Source organism: Mycobacterium sp. ACS4331, assembly GCF_001667265.1.
Lineage (GTDB): Bacteria > Actinomycetota > Actinomycetes > Mycobacteriales > Mycobacteriaceae > Mycobacterium.
In genome coordinates, this window is sequence record NZ_LZHW01000007.1 from 1 (window position 1) to 16387 (window position 16387).

19 protein-coding genes, 1 pseudogene and 1 riboswitch are annotated in these 16387 nt (G+C 69.1%); of the genes and pseudogenes, 9 read left to right on the forward strand and 11 right to left on the reverse strand.

Annotation, left to right across the window (positions count from 1 at the left end):
* The 4 genes and pseudogenes from A5727_RS01215 to A5727_RS01230 all read right to left on the reverse strand — a co-directional run.
* Positions 1-145 (reverse strand): annotated as a pseudogene (locus A5727_RS01215) (transglycosylase family protein); the annotation flags it as partial.
* Positions 146-154: 9 nt separating this feature from the next.
* Positions 155-379, reverse strand: a riboswitch (cyclic di-AMP (ydaO/yuaA leader).
* 219 nt (positions 380-598) lie between these two features.
* Positions 599-865: a MoaD/ThiS family protein gene (locus tag A5727_RS01220; RefSeq protein WP_068243166.1), complete on the reverse strand. Its 267-nt coding sequence runs from the start codon at positions 863-865 to the stop codon at positions 599-601.
* Between the two features lies 1 nt (position 866).
* On the reverse strand, positions 867-1919 hold the full coding sequence (moaA, locus tag A5727_RS01225; protein ID WP_068243169.1) for a GTP 3',8-cyclase MoaA: 1053 nt from the start codon (positions 1917-1919) through the stop codon (positions 867-869).
* Complete coding sequence (locus A5727_RS01230) at positions 1916-2323, reverse strand: YccF domain-containing protein (protein WP_068243173.1); 408 nt, start codon at positions 2321-2323, stop codon at positions 1916-1918. The genes moaA and A5727_RS01230 overlap by 4 nt, the downstream gene beginning before the upstream one ends.
* 165 nt (positions 2324-2488) lie before the next feature.
* Here A5727_RS01230 and A5727_RS01235 point away from each other — a divergent pair, with 165 nt between their 5' ends.
* From A5727_RS01235 to A5727_RS01245, 3 genes are all read left to right on the forward strand, one after another.
* Positions 2489-2902 (forward strand): cold-shock protein, encoded by a 414-nt coding sequence (locus A5727_RS01235; protein ID WP_068243176.1) that lies wholly within the window; start codon positions 2489-2491, stop codon positions 2900-2902.
* 28 nt (positions 2903-2930) lie between these two features.
* Positions 2931-3974, forward strand: coding sequence for a glutathione S-transferase family protein (locus A5727_RS01240; protein ID WP_068243179.1), 1044 nt, complete (start codon positions 2931-2933; stop codon positions 3972-3974).
* 75 nt (positions 3975-4049) lie between these two features.
* The gene (locus A5727_RS01245; protein ID WP_068243183.1) at positions 4050-4820 is read left to right on the forward strand and encodes a deoxyribonuclease IV; all 771 of its coding nucleotides are present in this window, start codon (positions 4050-4052) and stop codon (positions 4818-4820) included.
* Here A5727_RS01245 and A5727_RS01250 read toward each other — a convergent pair.
* Both A5727_RS01250 and A5727_RS01255 read right to left on the reverse strand, forming a co-directional pair.
* Positions 4817-5323 carry a DUF2771 domain-containing protein gene (locus A5727_RS01250; protein WP_068243186.1) on the reverse strand — a complete coding sequence of 169 codons (507 nt, stop codon included), beginning with the start codon at positions 5321-5323 and terminating at the stop codon, positions 4817-4819. The two genes, A5727_RS01245 and A5727_RS01250, sit on opposite strands and share 4 nt — an antisense overlap.
* Positions 5320-6921, reverse strand: coding sequence for an MFS transporter (locus tag A5727_RS01255; RefSeq protein ID WP_068243189.1), 1602 nt, complete (start codon positions 6919-6921; stop codon positions 5320-5322). Before A5727_RS01255 ends, A5727_RS01250 begins: the two co-directional genes overlap by 4 nt.
* A 178-nt stretch (positions 6922-7099) precedes the next feature.
* On the opposite strand from A5727_RS01255, the gene A5727_RS01260 reads away from it, so the two are divergent.
* On the forward strand, positions 7100-8176 hold the full coding sequence (locus tag A5727_RS01260; protein WP_068243192.1) for a DUF3027 domain-containing protein: 1077 nt from the start codon (positions 7100-7102) through the stop codon (positions 8174-8176).
* On the opposite strand, the gene A5727_RS26750 is transcribed toward A5727_RS01260, so the two are convergent.
* Positions 8102-8383, reverse strand: a complete 282-nt coding sequence (locus tag A5727_RS26750) for a DUF2530 domain-containing protein (RefSeq protein ID WP_082949524.1) — start codon at positions 8381-8383, stop codon at positions 8102-8104. The genes A5727_RS01260 and A5727_RS26750 overlap by 75 nt on opposite strands.
* Before the next feature lie 87 nt (positions 8384-8470).
* Here A5727_RS26750 and A5727_RS01265 point away from each other — a divergent pair, with 87 nt between their 5' ends.
* From A5727_RS01265 to A5727_RS01275, 3 genes are read left to right on the forward strand one after another with little or no spacing between them, the layout of a single operon-like run.
* Complete coding sequence (locus tag A5727_RS01265; RefSeq protein WP_068243194.1) at positions 8471-8902, forward strand: Rv0880 family HTH-type transcriptional regulator; 432 nt, start codon at positions 8471-8473, stop codon at positions 8900-8902.
* Complete coding sequence (locus tag A5727_RS01270; protein WP_068243197.1) at positions 8899-9714, forward strand: TrmH family RNA methyltransferase; 816 nt, start codon at positions 8899-8901, stop codon at positions 9712-9714. Before A5727_RS01265 ends, A5727_RS01270 begins: the two co-directional genes overlap by 4 nt.
* Positions 9715-9724: 10 nt before the next feature.
* Positions 9725-10015: a DUF2537 domain-containing protein gene (locus A5727_RS01275; RefSeq protein WP_197507551.1), complete on the forward strand. Its 291-nt coding sequence runs from the start codon at positions 9725-9727 to the stop codon at positions 10013-10015.
* A 21-nt stretch (positions 10016-10036) separates the two neighbouring features.
* Here A5727_RS01275 and sepH read toward each other — a convergent pair whose 3' ends face one another.
* Positions 10037-10861 (reverse strand): septation protein SepH, encoded by an 825-nt coding sequence (sepH, locus tag A5727_RS01280; protein ID WP_068243203.1) that lies wholly within the window; start codon positions 10859-10861, stop codon positions 10037-10039.
* 115 nt (positions 10862-10976) lie between these two features.
* The gene (serC, locus tag A5727_RS01285) at positions 10977-12095 is read right to left on the reverse strand and encodes a phosphoserine transaminase (protein WP_068243206.1); all 1119 of its coding nucleotides are present in this window, start codon (positions 12093-12095) and stop codon (positions 10977-10979) included.
* Positions 12096-12282: 187 nt separating this feature from the next.
* On the opposite strand from serC, the gene A5727_RS01290 reads away from it, so the two are divergent.
* On the forward strand, positions 12283-13350 hold the full coding sequence (locus tag A5727_RS01290; RefSeq protein ID WP_068243209.1) for an AurF N-oxygenase family protein: 1068 nt from the start codon (positions 12283-12285) through the stop codon (positions 13348-13350).
* A 12-nt stretch (positions 13351-13362) separates the two neighbouring features.
* A complete protein-coding gene (locus tag A5727_RS01295; protein WP_068243212.1) occupies positions 13363-15054 on the forward strand; it encodes an FAD-dependent oxidoreductase in 1692 nt (563 codons plus the stop codon).
* An 18-nt stretch (positions 15055-15072) separates the two neighbouring features.
* Here the strand turns inward: A5727_RS01295 and A5727_RS01300 are convergent, their stop codons facing one another.
* A complete protein-coding gene (locus A5727_RS01300) occupies positions 15073-15843 on the reverse strand; it encodes an ABC transporter ATP-binding protein (protein WP_068243215.1) in 771 nt (256 codons plus the stop codon).
* Between the two features lie 52 nt (positions 15844-15895).
* Positions 15896-16351, reverse strand: coding sequence for a VOC family protein (locus A5727_RS01305; RefSeq protein ID WP_068243218.1), 456 nt, complete (start codon positions 16349-16351; stop codon positions 15896-15898).
* Positions 16352-16387 lie beyond the last annotated feature (36 nt).

The window sequence follows — 16387 nt, forward strand, 5'->3', positions numbered from 1 at the left end:
GGGCCACGGTGTCCCATTCGCTGTCAGTGGCGGCGCCAGCCTGGCTGGCGAGGGCAAGGCCGCTGCCCCCGATCACAGCGCCAGTGAAGGCGATCTTCGCGACGTTCTTGCTCGATTGGGTGGGCTTGCGATGCCGTCCACTCATAAGTCGGTGAAGTCCTCTCGTCATGCGCCTGCGAGGTCAGCTGTCGGGTTCGGGCTGGAGAGGTTGCCCGGCCGGCGTCGCGGTCCGGTGATCCGGAATGCGGTGTCGGCTTCACCCCTAGGAGCCGCGTGCGGCTCCAGGTCCGATGTCGGTGGACCGGTTGGGTCCCCCGCCTCCATCCGTGTTGGTGGTCGGATCCCCTGCCCAACGGATGGAGCTCGGCGCGATAGGAGGGGAGGGCCTGCCGCCGGGTAGAGCTCGGCTGGCTTGAGAGTCGACGGTAACGGGTACAGGGCCTGTCGTCACCTTTTGCGTGGAACGGCGTTTCCGCAGGTGGCAAACCTTAAGAAGGCTCTAAATGCCCAAGATGTTCGGCTGTTCTCGCAGGTCAGTTTTGACACCCTTAGACACGGGCCATTCCGTTACCCGTCCGTTATGTGATGTAAATCACTCTCAGCCGCCGGCGAAGGGCGGTAACACGTCGAGGGTCTCACCCGACCGCAGTGAGCTGGTCAAATCGCGCACAGCAACGCCGTCCCGCAAATACGAGCAGCGCTGCAGCACCCGAGCCAGGTCGGGATTGCGTGCGCCCAGCCGTTCGACCACATCGGCCACCGTGACGCCGGGCGGTGCGCTGAGCACCTCCTGCTCGACGCCCGCGGCAGCGCTGGCGGCTGCGAAATACCGCACCGTCACCGTCACGCCGAGCTGAGTGGTCATCTCATCCGCCTATCGCGCTCATCGGGCGGTTGGGCTGCACGAAATCCGGGTCGTTGATGCCATGGCCTGCGGCCTTGCGCCACATGGTCTGCCGCCAGGCGGCCTCGATCTCGGCGTCATCCGCGCCGCGGCGCAGCAGGGCTCGCAGATCCGTCTCCGAGGTGGCGAACAGGCAGTTGCGCACCTGTCCGTCAGCCGTCAACCGGGTGCGGTCGCACGCCGAACAGAACGCCTCGGTCACCGAGGCGATGACGCCCACGGTCGCGTCGCTGCCGTCGACCCGCCACAGCTGGGCGGGCGCTGATCCGCGGGGCGCCGGGTCCGGAGTCAGAGTGAAGTGGCGGCGCAGCGTGCTGAGGATGTCGTCGGCGGTGAGCACCTGATCCCGGCGCCAGTGGTGCTCGGCGTCCAGCGGCATCTGTTCGATCACGCGCAACTGATAGCCGTGCTCAAGGCAGAACGTCAACAGGTCGACGACGTCCTCACGCCCGGTGTTGGGATCCAGCACCGCGTTGACCTTGATGGGCCCGAGGCCGGCGCGCTGCGCCGCGGCCAGGCCCTCGATGACGTCGTCGAGACGGTCCCGCCGGGTGATCGCGGCGAAGCGCGCCGCGTCGACGGTGTCGAGCGAGACGTTCACCCGATTCAGGCCGGCGTCGACCAGGGCCTGCGCCCGCCGTGCCAGCCCCAGTCCGTTGGTGGTCAGCGCGATCTCCGGACGGGGCCGCAGCGCCGCGGTGGCGGACACCACCTCCTCGAGGTGTTTGACCACCAGTGGTTCACCGCCGGTGAAGCGGACGCTGGTGATGCCCAGCCGGGTCACCGCGATGCCCAGCAGCCGGATCAGCTCGGCGGGGGACAACAACGCCTCGCCGGGCAGCCAGTCCAGCCCCTCGGCGGGCATGCAGTAGGTGCAGCGCAGATTGCAGCGATCGGTCAGCGACACCCGAAGATCGGTGGCGATGCGCCCGAAGGTGTCGACCAGCGGGCCCGTCGCGGGGGCCGGGCTCGTCACGCGGGACACGGTCGGCAGGCCGAGGGCCGTCACGGTCATGTCGGCAGGCCGATCCGATCCTGGCGGACCGAATCCACCGGAACGATCTCCTTGCCCAGCGGGACCAGCGAGATCGGGATCATCTTCAGATCGGCCAACGCCAGCGGGATTCCGATGATGGTCACGGCCATCGCCACCGCACTCACCAGATGGCCGAGCGCGAGCCACCAGCCGAACAGGATGATCCAGATGACATTGCCGACCAGTGCTCCCGGACGGGTGCCCGGCTTGTCGACGATGGTGCGCCCGAAGGGCCACAGCGCGAACGACGCGATCCGCAGCGAGGCGAAGCCGAAGGGGATGGTGACGATCAGGACGAAGCAGATCACCGCGGCCACCAGGTAACCCAGCGCCAGCCAGAGACCTCCGAAGACCAACCAGATGATGTTGAGAACCAGGCGCATGTCACCTCCACGGGTATCGCAAGACTACCCAGAGAACTGGGATGCTGGGGCGGGGGCTGCCCGAGTAGGATCAACCTGACTACGCGCCCTGCGCAGGCGGGGCGCTTCGTTTTGTATTGGATAGGTCGGCCTCGCCGACCCGTAGGACAAGCAGGTGAGAGACCAGTGCCTACCGGCAGGGTGAAGTGGTACGACGCCGAGAAGGGGTTCGGCTTCCTGTCTCAGGAGGATGGGGAGGACGTCTACGTCCGCTCATCTGCGCTGCCCGCTGGGGTCGAAGGTCTCAAGGCGGGGCAGAAGGTCGAGTTCGGCGTCGCCGCCGGACGGCGCGGCCCACAGGCGCTGAGCCTGAAGCTCATTGACCCGCCGCCCAGCCTGACGCGCACCCGGCGCGAGTCCGCGGGCCCGGCTGAGCACAAACACACCCCCGACGAACTGCACGGCATGGTCGAGGACATGATCACGCTCCTGGAGGGGACGGTCCAGCCGGAACTGCGCAAGGGCCGCTACCCCGATCGCAAGGTCGCCCGCAGGGTGTCTGAGGTGGTCAAGGCCGTGGCACGCGAACTCGACGCCTGAGCTCACCGGGGCGGGCATGCTGTAGTGCATGGCCGCTTCATCTGATGCCCCTGCGGGTGGGACCTATGTCGCCACAGGCGGCGAGTTCAACCGTGACACCGCCTACATCACCACGCGGATCACCGCCGATGGCCGCGACGGCTATCCGGTCGAGGCCGGCCGCTACCGGCTGATCGTGGCCAGGGCGTGCCCCTGGGCCAACCGCGCCATCATCGTGCGACGGCTGCTGGGCCTCGAAGACGTTCTGTCCATAGGGTTCTGCGGGCCCACGCACGACCAGCGCAGCTGGACCTTCGACCTGGACCCCGGTGGGGTCGATCCGGTGCTGGGCATACCGCGCCTTCGCGACGCCTACCTCAAACGGTTCCCGGACTACCCGAAGGGCATCACGGTGCCCGCCATGGTGGACGTCCCGACGGGGCAGGTCGTCACCAACGACTTCGCGCAGATGACGTTGGACCTGTCCACGGAGTGGACCGCGTATCACCGCCCCGGCGCGCCGCGGCTGTACCCCGAGCCGCTGCGGGCCGAGATCGACGAGGTGGCCAAGCGGATCTACACCGAGATCAACAACGGTGTGTACCGGTGCGGGTTCGCCGGCAGCCAGGCCGCCTACGAGGCCGCGTTCGACCGGTTGTTCACGGCGTTGGACTGGGTCTCCGAGCGGTTGTCGACTCAGCGCTATCTCGTCGGCGACACGATCACCGAGGCCGATGTCCGGCTGTTCACCACGCTCGCGCGGTTCGACCCCGTCTACCACGGCCACTTCAAGTGCAATCGGAGCAAGCTCGCGGAGATGCCGGTGCTGTGGGCCTACGCCCGAGACCTGTTCCAGACGCCGGGCTTCGGCGACACGGTCGACTTCGTCCAGATCAAACGGCACTACTACATCGTGCACTCCGACATCAATCCCACCCAGATCGTGCCGAAGGGGCCAGACCTCGCGAACTGGCTCACGCCCCACGGCCGGGAAGCGTTGGGCGGCAGGCCCTTCGGTGACGGCACCCCGCCCGGTCCGACGCGTGAGGGGGAGCGGGTCCCGCCGGCGCACGGTGCCGAACCCCTGGGTTGATGCCCCCAGTGCGGGCGCGGAGGTGCCAGTGACCGCCGCGGTCAGTGCGGTCCCCGCGGAAAGTAGCCTGGACGCATGGCTCTGTTAGGTGCACACGTCGACTCCGCGGATCCGCTGGCCCACGCCGAGGCCGAGGGGGCCGAGGCCGTCCAGTTCTTCCTCGGCGACCCGCAGGGCTGGAAGAAGCCGGTCGAGCATCCTCATGCCGACGCCCTGCGGGACAGCGACCTGGCGATCTACATCCATTCGCCGTATGTCATCAACGTCGCCTCGACCAACAACCGCATCCGCATCCCCAGTCGCAAGATCCTGCACCAGCACGCCGACGCCGCGGCCGCCATCGGCGCCAAGGGCCTGGTGGTCCACGGCGGGCACGTCACCGCCAAGGACGATCCCGCGACCGGAATCGAGAACTGGCGCAAGCTGTTCGAACGCGCTGAGGAGCAGGGCGGTTTCCCGCTGCCGATCCTGATCGAGAACACCGCGGGCGGTGACAATGCGATGGCCCGCCGCTTCGACCGGTTGGCGATGCTGTGGGACGCGGTGGGGCAGTACGGCCCCGGTTTCGTCCTCGACACCTGCCACGCCTGGGCCGGCGGCGAGGAGTTGGCCGACATCGTCGACCGGGTCAAGGCCATCACGGGCCGAATCGACCTGGTGCACGCCAACAACTCTCGCGACGGATTCGACTCCGGGGCCGACCGGCACGCCAACTTCGACGCGGGCACCTTCGACTCGGACCTGATCGCCGCGGTGTGCCGCGACGCGGGATGCGATGTGATCATCGAAACCCCGTCCGACGGCCACGTCGCCGATCTGGAGTTCCTGCGAAAGAGCCTGGCCTAGTCCTCGGCTCCGGGTTGGCGCTGCTCCCACACCGTGCGCACCGACCATTCGGCGTGCGACGCGGGCAACTCCTCGCCGTCGAGCACGATCAGCGTCGGCAACTCCACCGCCACGCCGAACAGCCGACCGTGCTGCGGGTCGACGGTCGGGATGGTGACGGCGAGCCGGTCGCCGGCCATGACCTGAAGCGACTGTTCGCCGTCCTCATAGGCCAGCGTCAGCCACCAGGGTGCCTGCGCGATGGCCGTCGGGACCGACAACTGCACGGGGTTGCGGTGGTCAACGGCGAGCTCACCCAGTTCACTGTTGGGGTCACAGTCGTTGAGATTCAACGGATTGCAGTACCGGTACGGCTTGACCCGGACCAGCTCTCCGTGGGAATACACGCTGATCTCGGGTAGGTCATGCCCGTCGTCGCGGGTCAGCGCCCACGCGCCGACACCGGCTCCGGCCGAGGCCACCACGACGGCCAGGCTGCTGACCACCGCCACAGTTCGTTTCACTCGCGCGTCACCGCCTGGGATCGGGGATGGGGGTCACGGGTGCGTGGCCCCTCCTGTTCGACCATCACGGGGCGGTTGCCACCGAGGCCGGGAATCAATGACTGGCCGTGGAAGCTCAGCACCGTCTGGGCCAGAAGGGGAATCAGCAGCGCGGTGATCGCGGTGAACCCCACCCACAGTTCGGTGTAGACCAGCACGCCGAGCGCCCCGCCGAACACCCAGGCCAGCTGCAGCACCGACTCGGAACGGCCGAACGCCGAGGCGCGCGACTTCTCCGGCAGGTCGTCCTGCAGAGACGCGTCCAGCGAGGCCTTGGCGATCGCGCTCGATCCCGAGGTGACCAGCGCGGCGAATGCCGCCACGAACAGGTTGCCGGTCAGCGCGGTCGCCAGTGCCACCGCCGTCACGGCCAACGCGCAGCGCACCACCAGCACCGAGGGACGGCCCAGTTTCAGGCGGGCCGCGGTGAAGTTGCCCGCGAAGTTGCCGACGGCCGCGGCCACGCCGATCAGGCCGAGGATGGCCAACTGCTGGAGACCGCTGGCGTCATGGGACTTGGCCACGAACGCGGGGTAGAGGAACAGGAATCCCACCATCGCCTTGATGGTGCAGTTGCCCCACAGGCACGTGATGATGTTGCGGCCCAGTGGCTGTCTGGGCGCGGTCTTCGCGGCGGCGTCGGGCTCGTGGCGCCGCCGGAGCACATGCGTCTCGGAGTCGGATGCGTCGTGGTAGCTCAGTGTGGCCGGCACCTCGCCGGCGGTCACCTCGACCCAGCGCGGGATCCGCATCGAAAGCCAGGCGCCGGCCAGAGTGACCGCGACGATCACGAACAGCGCACCCGGCAGGCCGAAGAGTCGGGTCATCACGTACTCGACGGCGGCCGCGATCCCTCCGCCGGCGATCGTCCCGCCGAGCAGGCCGAAGACCGTGAGCCGGGAGTTGACGCGAACCAGGTCGATCGACGGCGGCATGACGCGCGGAGTCACCGCGCTGCGCAGTACCGAGAAGGACTTGGACAGCACCATCATCCCGAGCGCACACGGGTAGAGCACCCACGACGGGAAGCTGCCGGTGGCGGCGTCGTAGTTCGCGATCAGCACCACCGCCAGCGCGGTACGCAGCCCGAACGAGGATGCCAACGCGACCCGTCGGCCGTGCTGGAGACGGTCCAGCGCCGGGCCGATCAGCGGCGCGATCACCGCGAAGGGCGCGATGGTGATCAACAGATACAGCGCGACCCGGCTCTTGCTCTCGGCCGTGGCGGCCGCGAAGAACAGGGTGTTGGCCAGCGCCACACCCATCGCGGCGTCGACGGCGAAGTTGGCCATCACGGGCCACGTCAGTGCGGTGAGGCCGGACTTGTCGGCACCGTCGGCGGTGGCGGCCCGGTGCACCAGGCCGTACATCCGGGACCCCATCTCGCGACTGCGCATGGCCGCGGCGCGGGTCACGGTGATGCGGGTGCCCGCCTCGGCGGAGGCGCCGAGGCGACCGTCCTCAGCTGGTGGAACGTCGCGTTCGTATCTGCGGTCGCTGTTCAGCGGGGGGAGGTAAGGGTTGGCGCTGGCGCCGGGATCCGACGGGTAATTGGCCATGCCGGGGTGCTCTCCGGTCGCCGGGCGGCGAGGGTGCGGGGTCGGGCGTGACGACCACTCGGAGGGTTGATCACGTCGACGCCCGGACACGACGACAATTCTTCCCTATACCCGCGCACCGGCGCGCTCAGGTGACCGGTGTGGCTGTCGCGTATGAGCTGAGGCAGTATTGACACCGATGGAAAGCGCCACCGATTACACCGAACAGCCGACAGACGAGTCTCCGGCCACCGTCAGCGAGGCTGGGGCCGACATGCCCGATGCGCTCGCGACGCTGCTTCTGGGAGCCGTCGATCTGGCTCGGGAGGCTGTCGAGGAGTTGAGCGGTGGCTCGGTGGGCGAGTATCTCGGCGCCAGTCACGAGGACTCCACCTCGGCCACTCACCGGTTTCTGGCCGAGCTTCCCGGTTACCGCGGATGGCAGTGGGCCGTGGTGGTGGCCGGCTACCCCGGTGCCTCGCACGCCACCGTCAGCGAGGTCGTGTTGGTGCCGGGGCCGACGGCACTGCTGGCACCCGAGTGGGTGCCGTGGGACCAGCGGATCAGGCCCGGTGATCTCAGCCCGGGCGACCTTCTGGCGCCGCCCGCCGACGACCCGCGCCTGGTGCCCGGGTTCATGCTCAACGGCGATCCCGACGAGAACCGCGTCGCCGCGGAACTCGGTCTCGGCCGCCGCCAGGTGATGAGCGCATGGGGGCGCGATGACGCCGCGCAGCGCTGGCATGACGGCGACTACGGTCCGGACTCCGCGATGGCGAGGTCCACCAAGCGGGCCTGCCGAGACTGCGGCTATCTGCTGCCGCTGGCCGGTTCGCTGGGCACGATGTTCGGCGTCTGCGGCAACGCGATGGCCGCCGACGGTCACGTCGTCGACTTCGGGTACGGGTGTGGCGCGCATTCGGACACCCCGGCCCCCGCAGGTGCCGGCTCGCCCCTGTTCGATCCCTACGACGACGGGGTGCTCGACGTCGCGGCCAATCCTGCGCCGCAGGACACACCCGAAGCGCCCGCGGCTGAGGCTGCCGCCGAGGTGCCGGGCGCTGAAGAGCCCACCGCTGAGGAACCGACCGCTGAGGAGTCAGCGGCGGAGGAGCCCACCGCTGCTGAACCCCTCGCACAGGAGCCGACCACCGAGGATGTGTCGGTTCCCTCGGAGGCCGGTCAGGCGCCCGCCGAGGAGCTAGAAGCCGTCGAGCCCGGTCTGGGCACCGCGGGCGCCGCGCCGGGCGGCGCTGCGCTGCCAGAGGAAGATTGACGTTCCGACCACACCGGTCCCCAGGCCGGCCAGGCACACCGGCCGCCACGTCTGCAGGTCTGCGACGGTGAACGCCGCGACCGTCGCGAGCAACCACAACAGCGCCCCCACCGCGATCACCGGCCACGGTTCGAGCCAGGCCCTCGGCAGCGCCGGCGGTTCGGGTTCAGCGCTTCGCTGGTCCGGTGTCGGTGCGTCTGCGGGCACCCCATCACGGTAGTCGACCGTGATCAGTTGGGTGGACAGTGCTGCAATTGCCCCCTGTGTAAACAGTGCTGTCGTATTGTTCACCCTGTGAAAGACGTGGAGAGTCGGCTGGCAGGCGACCTCTCGCTTGCCGTGATCAGGCTGTCGAGACAATTGAGGTTCCGCCGTCCGGACTCGCCGGTGTCGCTGTCGCAGCTCTCTGCGCTGGCGACGTTGCACAAAGAAGGCGCGATGACGCCCGGCACGTTGGCGATCAGGGAGCGGGTGCGACCCCCGTCGATGACGCGGGTGATCGCCGCGCTCGGGGACATGGGTCTGGTGGTGCGCACGCCGCATCCCGTCGACGGTCGACAGGTGCTGGTGTCGGCCTCCGACGCCGGTGTCGGACTGCTCGAAGCCGAACGGCGCGCCAGCCAGGAATGGCTGCAGCGCAGGCTCGCGACGTTGAGTTCAGACGAGCGGGCGACGCTGCTGCGCGCGGCTGACCTCATGTCTGCGCTGGTCGACGAAAGCGCGTGACAGCCAACGTCATTGACGTCGATGATCCCGACGATCCGAGGTTGGACGACTTTCGCGACCTGAACTCGGTGGACCGTCGCCCAGACCTGCCCAGTGGCCGCGGCCTGGTGATCGCCGAAGGTGTGTTGGTGGTGCAGCGCATGCTCGCCTCGCGGTTCACCGCGCACGCGATGCTGGGCACCGACCGTCGACTGTCCGAACTCGCGGCCGACCTCGACGGCGTGGCCGCGCCGTACTACCGGGCCAGTGCGGAGTTGATGGCAGAGGTGGTCGGGTTCCATCTCAACCGCGGGGTGTTGGCCGCGGCGCGCAGACCGGAGCCGCTGACGGTCCCCGATGTCATCGACGGTGCCCGCACGATCGCGGTGCTCGAGGGCGTGAACGATCACGAGAACCTCGGATCGATCTTCCGCAACGCAGCCGGATTGGCGGTCGACGCCGTCGTTTTCGGTGCCGGGTGCGCGGATCCGCTGTACCGGCGCGCGGTGCGCGTCTCGATGGGACACGCGCTGCTGGTGCCCTTCGCCCGCGCGCAGAGCTGGCCGCAGGATCTGAACATTCTGCGCGACAACGGCTTCGAGATCATCGCCATGACACCGGACCCTCGGGCGCTGACCCTGGCCGAGGCGCTGGAAGTCCGGCGCGACCATCGCGTGGCATTCATGGTCGGGGCTGAGGGGCCCGGTCTGACCGAGACCGTCATGCGGGCCAGCGACGCGCGGGTGCGCATCCCGATGTCACGCGGGACGGACTCACTCAACGTCGCCACCGCCGCCGCCTTGGCGTTCTACGAGCGGGCGAGGGACAGCTAGATTCGTAGCCGTGACCTTGCGCAGAGAATCGGAGCCGACGCCGTGGGGCACTGGGCTGACCGTGGCCGCCTTCACGGCCGCGGTCGTCGGTGCGCTGATCGTGGTGCTCGGCCTCGGGCTGATGCGGGTCCATCCACTGCTCGCGGTCGGTCTGAACCTCGTCGCGGTGGGCGGTCTGGCGCCGACGGTCTGGGGCTGGCGCCGCCTGCCGGTGGCGCGGTGGTTCGTGCTGGGTTCCGGCGTCGGGGTCGCGATCGGATGGTTGGTGCTGCTCGCCATGGCCGCGTCCGGCCAGATCTGAGGCCAGCGAGTCCGCGACGGGTCAGCGGTCGCCGCTGGAGCGCACGCCGAGCAGCACGTCCTCCCAGCCCGGCACCTCGGGCTTGGCGCGCTTGGTCCGGGCCTGACGCTTCGGCGGGGCGGGTGCCGGCGTGGGGGCGGGCTGCGGAGCAGGTGCCGGGGTGTGTGCCGCCGGTGCCGGAGTGTGTGCGACGGGCGCGGTGGGCTCGTCGAAGTCCAGTTGGGCCACCGGTGCCAACGGGCGCAGCGGCCGGGCGAACTTCGGGTCCACCAGTTCCTGGGCCGCGTCGTCGACGGGCGTGACGGTGCCGCCGTGCGCACCCGGCGCGAAGCGGAAGTGGGCGACGTTGTCGGAGCGGCCGGCCTGCCAGGCCACCTGCACGGTCCAGCGGCCGTCCTCGTTGCGCCAGGCGTCCCACGACGTGGCGTCGGGGTTGAGTCCTCGCGACACCAGGGCCATGGTCACCGACTCCAGCAGGGTCAGCACCGCGGGTCCGTCCGAGAGAACCGGGTGGGCCGCGGTCGCCAGCTCCGCGGCGCGGGACCGCTCCAGCAGCACGGGGTGGGCGAACCGCTCGATGCGCGACGGGTCGACCCCCGAGGACTCGGCGAGTTGTTCGACGGACGCACCCGCACGGATGCGGGCCTGGATCTCCTTGGGGCGCAGCACGCTTCTGACCTCGAGTTCGATCTCTGTCTGTCCCGCGCTGGCGGCGTCGCCGCGGACGGCCGCACGAAGACGTTCGTCGACCCGCAGGCGGAACTTCTCGGTGCGCCCGGTGACGTCGTCCTCGCAGATGATGTGCCTGCCGTCGACGTCGAGTCCGACCACCTTCAGATCCCGCATGTCGACCTCCTTGGGGCCACCGTGCCGGGCCCGCCTTCAGCGGACCTTACTGCAGTGGAACCGTGATCTCGGCGTGACACGCTGGCCGGATAACGAACGGATTACGGCAGGTGTGTCAGAGGCGCTCGACGACCCAGTCGACGCACTGGGTCAGCGCCGTCACGTCCTCGGGATCGATGGCCGGGAACATCGCCACGCGAAGCTGGTTGCGGCCGAGCTTGCGGTACGGCTCGGTGTCGACAATCCCGTTGGCGCGCAGGATCTTCGCCACCGCGGCGGCGTCGACGTCGTCGTTGAAGTCGATCGTGCCGACGACCTGCGAGCGCAGTGCCGGGTCGGCGACGAACGGCGTCGCGAACGACGCGGCCTCGGCCCAGGAGTAGAGGCGCGATGCGGAGTCGGCGGTGCGCTTGACCGCCCAGTCGAGACCGCCGTTGCCGTTGAGCCAGTCCAACTGCTCGGCCATCAGCACCAGCGTGGCGATCGCGGGCGTGTTGTAGGTCTGGTTCTTGAGGCTGTTGTCGACCGCGATCGGCAGCGACAGGAACTCCGGAACCCACCTGCCGGACGCGGCGATCGCCTCGACGCGGGCCAGCGCCGCGGGGGACATGACCGCGAACCACAGGCCGCCGTCACTGGCGAAGTTCTTCTGCGGCGCGAAGTAGTAGGCGTCGACGTCGTTGATGTCGACCGGCAGGCCGCCCGCACCCGAGGTGGCGTCGATGACGACGAGCTTGCCGTCGGAGCCGGCGGGGCGTGTGACGGGCACCGCGACGCCGGTCGAGGTCTCGTTGTGGGCCCAGGCGATCACGTCCACCGACGGATCGGACTGCGGCTCCGGGGCGCTGCCCGCGTCGGCCTTGACGACGATCGGGTCGCCGACGAACGGATTCTTGGCGACCGCGGAGGCGAACTTGGCGCTGAACTCGCCGTAGGTGAGGTGCAGGGACTTCGACTCGACCAGGCCGAACGCCGCGGCGTCCCAGAACGCGGTGGACCCGCCGTTGCCCAGGATGACCTCGTATCCGTCGGGGACCGAGAACAGTTCTCGCACGCCGTCGCGGACGTGGCCCACCAGGTTCTTCACCGGGGCCTGCCGATGTGACGTGCCGAAGAGCTCCGCTCCCCGGCTGGCCAGTGCCTGCACCTGCTCGGGGCGGACTTTCGAGGGGCCGCACCCGAAGCGTCCGTCGTTGGGCTTGAGGTCGGCGGGGATCGTGAGCTGGTCGGCCATGCCATAAAGGGTAATGAGCCGCGCATCTGGGCAGAATGCGGGTTGTGTCGGGGTGACGGCCGCCACGCGCCGTTCGGGTCGCGCCGGTTGAAACACCAGGAAACTGGGTATGGAATCTGTCCGGTACCTGCGGTACCGTGGTTGGACATCAGACGTCCGGATGTAAACCTCTGGGGAGGCTTTCACGATGGCACGTACGCAAGCGCGCACGAAGACGATTCGCCGTTGGCGGCGCAACATGGACGTCGGCGACGACGTGGCCTACGTCGACATGCTCACCACACTGTCCGAGGGGTCGGTGCGGCGGAACTTCAACCCGTACACCGACATCGACTGGGACTCGCCGGAGTTCGCGGTCATCCCCGACGACCCGCGATGGGTGCTGCCGGGCACCGACCCGCTGGGCCGGCACCCCTGGTACCAGGCGCAACCGCTCGAGAAGCAGATCGCGATCGGTATGTGGCGCCAGGCCAACGTCGCCAAGGTCGGTCTGCACTTCGAGTCGATCCTCATTCGCGGCCTGATGAACTACGCGTTCTGGGTGCCCAACGGCTCCCCGGAGTACCGCTACTGCCTGCACGAATCTGTCGAAGAGTGCAACCACACGATGATGTTCCAGGAGATGGTCAACCGCATCGGCGCCGATGTGCCGGGCATGCCACGCATGTTGAAGTGGTTGTCGGCGTTCATCCCACTGGCCGCCGGACCGGTGCCGATCATGTTCTTCTTCGGCGTCCTGGCCGGTGAGGAGCCCATCGACCACACGCAGAAGGCCGTGCTCCGCGAGGGCCGCTCCCTGCATCCGATCATGGAACGCGTGATGGCCATTCACGTGGCCGAGGAGGCCCGGCACATCTCGTTCGCCCACGAGTACCTGCGGAAGCGGGTGCCCGGCATGCGGGCGCGCAGGCGGTTCTGGCTGTCCCTGCACGTGCCGATCATCATGCGGGTGCTGTGCTCGGCGATCCTGAAGCCGCCGCGCAGCTTCTGGAAGGAATTCGACATCCCGAAGTCGGTCAAGCGCGAGGTCTTCTTCCGCTCACCCGAGGCGCGGCAGATGCTGTCCGACGTGTTCGCGGATGTGCGGATGCTGTGCCACGACACCGGGCTGATGAATCCGGCGGCCAAGCTCGTGTGGCGGATGTGCAAGATCCATGGGGCGCCGTCGCGCTACCGCAGCGAACCGCAGCGCGCGCACCTGCCGTCGGCCGCCCCCGAGGCCGCCACGCCGGTCGCCGAGACGATCCCCGCCTAGCCCGGAGCGCCGATGCCTCACGTCATCACCCAGTCGTGCTGCAGCGACGGGTCGTGTGTTTTCGCGTGCCCGGTGAACTGCATTCACCCCACCCCGGACGAACCAGGGTTCGCCACCGCCGAGATGCTCTACATCGACCCCGCGGCGTGCGTGGACTGTGGTGCGTGTGTCAGCGCCTGCCCCGTCGGCGCGATCGCGCCGGACAGTCAGGTGTCGGCGCAGCAGCGTCCGTTCATCGAGTTGAACGCGGCGTTCTATCCCGAACGCCGTCCGGGAGAGAAGGTGCCGCCCACCTCGAAGCTCGCGGCGGTGCTGCCCGCTGTCGAGGTTCGTCACCGCGACGCGCCGCTGACCGTGGCGGTTGTCGGGTCCGGGCCGGCCGCGATGTACGCGGCCGACGAACTGCTGACCCAACCCGGGGTGCGGGTGAACGTCTTCGAGAAACTGCCCACGCCCTACGGCCTGGTGCGCGCGGGCGTGGCGCCCGACCACCAGAGCACCAAGCAGGTGACCCGACTGTTCGACCGGATCGCCGCGCGCAGGGGGTTCACCTTCTTCCTCAACGTCGAGGTCGGTGCGCACCTGACCCACGCCGACCTGCTCGAGCATCACCACGCGGTGCTCTACGCCGTCGGCGCGCCCAACGACCGTCGCCTCGACATCGCCGGCGTCGACCTGCCCGGCGTCGGGACGGCCACCGAGATGGTCGCGTGGATCAACGGGCATCCCGACTTCACCGAGTTGCCGGTCGACCTGAGCCACGAGCGCGTGGTCCTGGTCGGCAACGGCAACGTCGCCCTCGACGTGGCGCGCGTGTTGACGGCCGACCCCGACACGCTGGCGCAGACCGACATCTCCGACCACGCGCTCGCGGCACTGCGCGCCTCAAAGGTGCGCGAGGTGGTGGTCGCTGCCCGGCGCGGCCCGGCGCAGTCGGCCTTCACCCTGCCCGAACTCATCGGGCTGACCGCCACGTCCGAGGTGGTCCTCGACCCGTCCGACCACGAACTGGTACAGCAGGACCTCGCCCGCGAACACGATGCCCTGACCCGCAACAAACTCGAGGTGCTCGCCAAACTCGGCAGCGCGGACGCGCCGGCCACGAGGCCGCGCATCCGGCTGGCGTACCGGCTCACGCCGTCGCGCATCGATGGTGACCAGCGGGCGACCGGTGTGGAGTTCACGGTCACCGGCACGGAGCAGACCCGCCGCATCGACGCGGGGCTGGTGCTGACGTCCATCGGCTATCGAGGCCGGCCGATCCGTGATCTGCCGTTCGACGACAGCGCCGCGGTGGTGCCCAACGACGGCGGTCGGGTCATCGACCCCGAGACCGGCCGACCCCTCGTCGGCGCGTACGTCGCGGGATGGATCAAGCGTGGGCCCACGGGGTTCATCGGCACCAACAAGTCCTGCGCGCTGCAGACCGTGCAGCAGCTGGTGGCCGACTACAACGCCGGCCGGTTGCGTGATCCGGTGCGGCGCAGCGGTGAGCTCGCCAGGCTCGTCGCCGCGCGTCAACCCGACGTGGTCGACGCCGCGGGGTGGCGGGCGATCGACGCCGCCGAGGTCGCACGCGGTGGGGGCGTGCGGCCCCGGGACAAGTTCACCGCGGTGCCCGAGATGCTCGCCGCGGCGCGTTCTGCGCCCAAGCCGACGATTCGGCAGCGCATCCTGAGCACGCTGGCCCCGAGCGGGCACTGACGTACGTTCCCCGGAGCGTCAGCGCCCGGCGCGTGCCGCCCAGCGCCCGTCGTCGTAGCTGACCCGGATGGGGTGCGAGAACGCCTCCGACACGTTCGCCGAGGTGATCACCGACTGCGCGGGGCCCTGCGCCACCACGTGGCCATCGGCGATCAGCAGCGCATGCGTGGTGGTGGTGGGCAGCTCCTCGAGGTGATGGGTCACCACGATCGAGGCCATCTCGGGGTGGCTGACCACGAGTTTGTCGATCGTCTCGAGCAGCTGCTCGCGGGCGGCCAGGTCCAGACCCGTGGAGGGTTCGTCGAGCAGCAGGATCTTCGGCCGCCCGACCAGCGCCCGTGCGATCAGCGCACGTCCCCGCTCGCCCTGGGACAGGGTGGTCCAGCGGTCCTGGGCCCGATGGCTCAACCCCAGCGTCTCGATCAGCGTGTCCACCCGCGCCATGTCGGCCGCCTCTGGGTGCCACCGCATCGGCACGTCGATCGTGCCGGTGATGCCAGTGGCCACCACCTCGCGCAGCCGCAGCGGAAACGACAGCGGATGCCGCGGGTTGACGTGCCCGATGGTCCGGCGAAGCCGCTGCACTTCGACGCGGCCGAGTCGGCCGCCGAGCACCGTGACGCTGCCCGTCGTCGGATGCTCCTCGGCGCCGCACAGGCTCAGGATCGTGCTCTTGCCCGCGCCGTTGGGACCCAGCAGTGCCCACTGCTCCCCGGCCCGCACGGTGAACGAAATGCCCTGCAGGATCTGGGTTCCGTTGCGACGGAAGGTCACATCCTGCAGTTCCATGACGGGTGGGCTGGGCACGGCACGATGCTAGGCCATCCCCGTCGGGCGCCGGTCACTGCGCCTGCTGGGCCATCTCCTGGGCCATCGCGCCGTAGTCGACCTCGCGGACGGACTCGGCCAGCGACCACTGGTGCCCGAACGGGTCGCGCAGGATGCCGTACCGATCGCCCCAGAACTGGTCCTCCAGCGGTGCGACGACGGTCGCGCCCGCATCGAGGGCCCGCTGGAATCGAGCGTCGACGTCCGGGCCGTGCAGGTGGATCGTCACCGACGCACCGCCGAGCGCGTTCGGGGTCGAGGACTTGCCGTCGTTGTACTCCGGGAAGTCGTCGTTGAGGAACACCGGGGCGCCGTTGATCCTCACGCAGGCGTGGATGATCTTGCCCTCGGGATGCGGAAGCCTGATCTCCTCGGTGGCGCCGAATGCCTTGACGTAGAAGTCGATGGCGGCTGCGGCGTCGTCGACGACGAGGTGCGGCACCAGCATCGGGGTGTTGTCGATGGCCATAACGGTCTCCTCAGGTGAGTGCGGATGTCACCGGTA

Excerpts from the sequence above, each read along its gene's own strand:
- A5727_RS01230 (WP_068243173.1), bottom strand. The coding sequence starts at position 2,323 with ATGCGCCTGGTTCTCAACATCATCTGGTTGGTCTTCGGAGGTCTCTGG.
- moaA (WP_068243169.1), bottom strand. The coding sequence starts at position 1,919 with ATGACCGTGACGGCCCTCGGCCTGCCGACCGTGTCCCGCGTGACGAGC.
- A5727_RS01295 (WP_068243212.1), top strand. The coding sequence starts at position 13,363 with ATGCCTCACGTCATCACCCAGTCGTGCTGCAGCGACGGGTCGTGTGTT.
- A5727_RS01240 (WP_068243179.1), top strand. The coding sequence starts at position 2,931 with ATGGCCGCTTCATCTGATGCCCCTGCGGGTGGGACCTATGTCGCCACA.
- A5727_RS01300 (WP_068243215.1), bottom strand. The coding sequence starts at position 15,843 with ATGGAACTGCAGGATGTGACCTTCCGTCGCAACGGAACCCAGATCCTG.
- A5727_RS01305 (WP_068243218.1), bottom strand. The coding sequence starts at position 16,351 with ATGGCCATCGACAACACCCCGATGCTGGTGCCGCACCTCGTCGTCGAC.
- A5727_RS01290 (WP_068243209.1), top strand. The coding sequence starts at position 12,283 with ATGGCACGTACGCAAGCGCGCACGAAGACGATTCGCCGTTGGCGGCGC.
- serC (WP_068243206.1), bottom strand. The coding sequence starts at position 12,095 with ATGGCCGACCAGCTCACGATCCCCGCCGACCTCAAGCCCAACGACGGA.
- A5727_RS01220 (WP_068243166.1), bottom strand. The coding sequence starts at position 865 with ATGACCACTCAGCTCGGCGTGACGGTGACGGTGCGGTATTTCGCAGCC.
- A5727_RS01245 (WP_068243183.1), top strand. The coding sequence starts at position 4,050 with ATGGCTCTGTTAGGTGCACACGTCGACTCCGCGGATCCGCTGGCCCAC.
- A5727_RS01260 (WP_068243192.1), top strand. The coding sequence starts at position 7,100 with ATGGAAAGCGCCACCGATTACACCGAACAGCCGACAGACGAGTCTCCG.
- A5727_RS01255 (WP_068243189.1), bottom strand. The coding sequence starts at position 6,921 with ATGGCCAATTACCCGTCGGATCCCGGCGCCAGCGCCAACCCTTACCTC.
- sepH (WP_068243203.1), bottom strand. The coding sequence starts at position 10,861 with ATGCGGGATCTGAAGGTGGTCGGACTCGACGTCGACGGCAGGCACATC.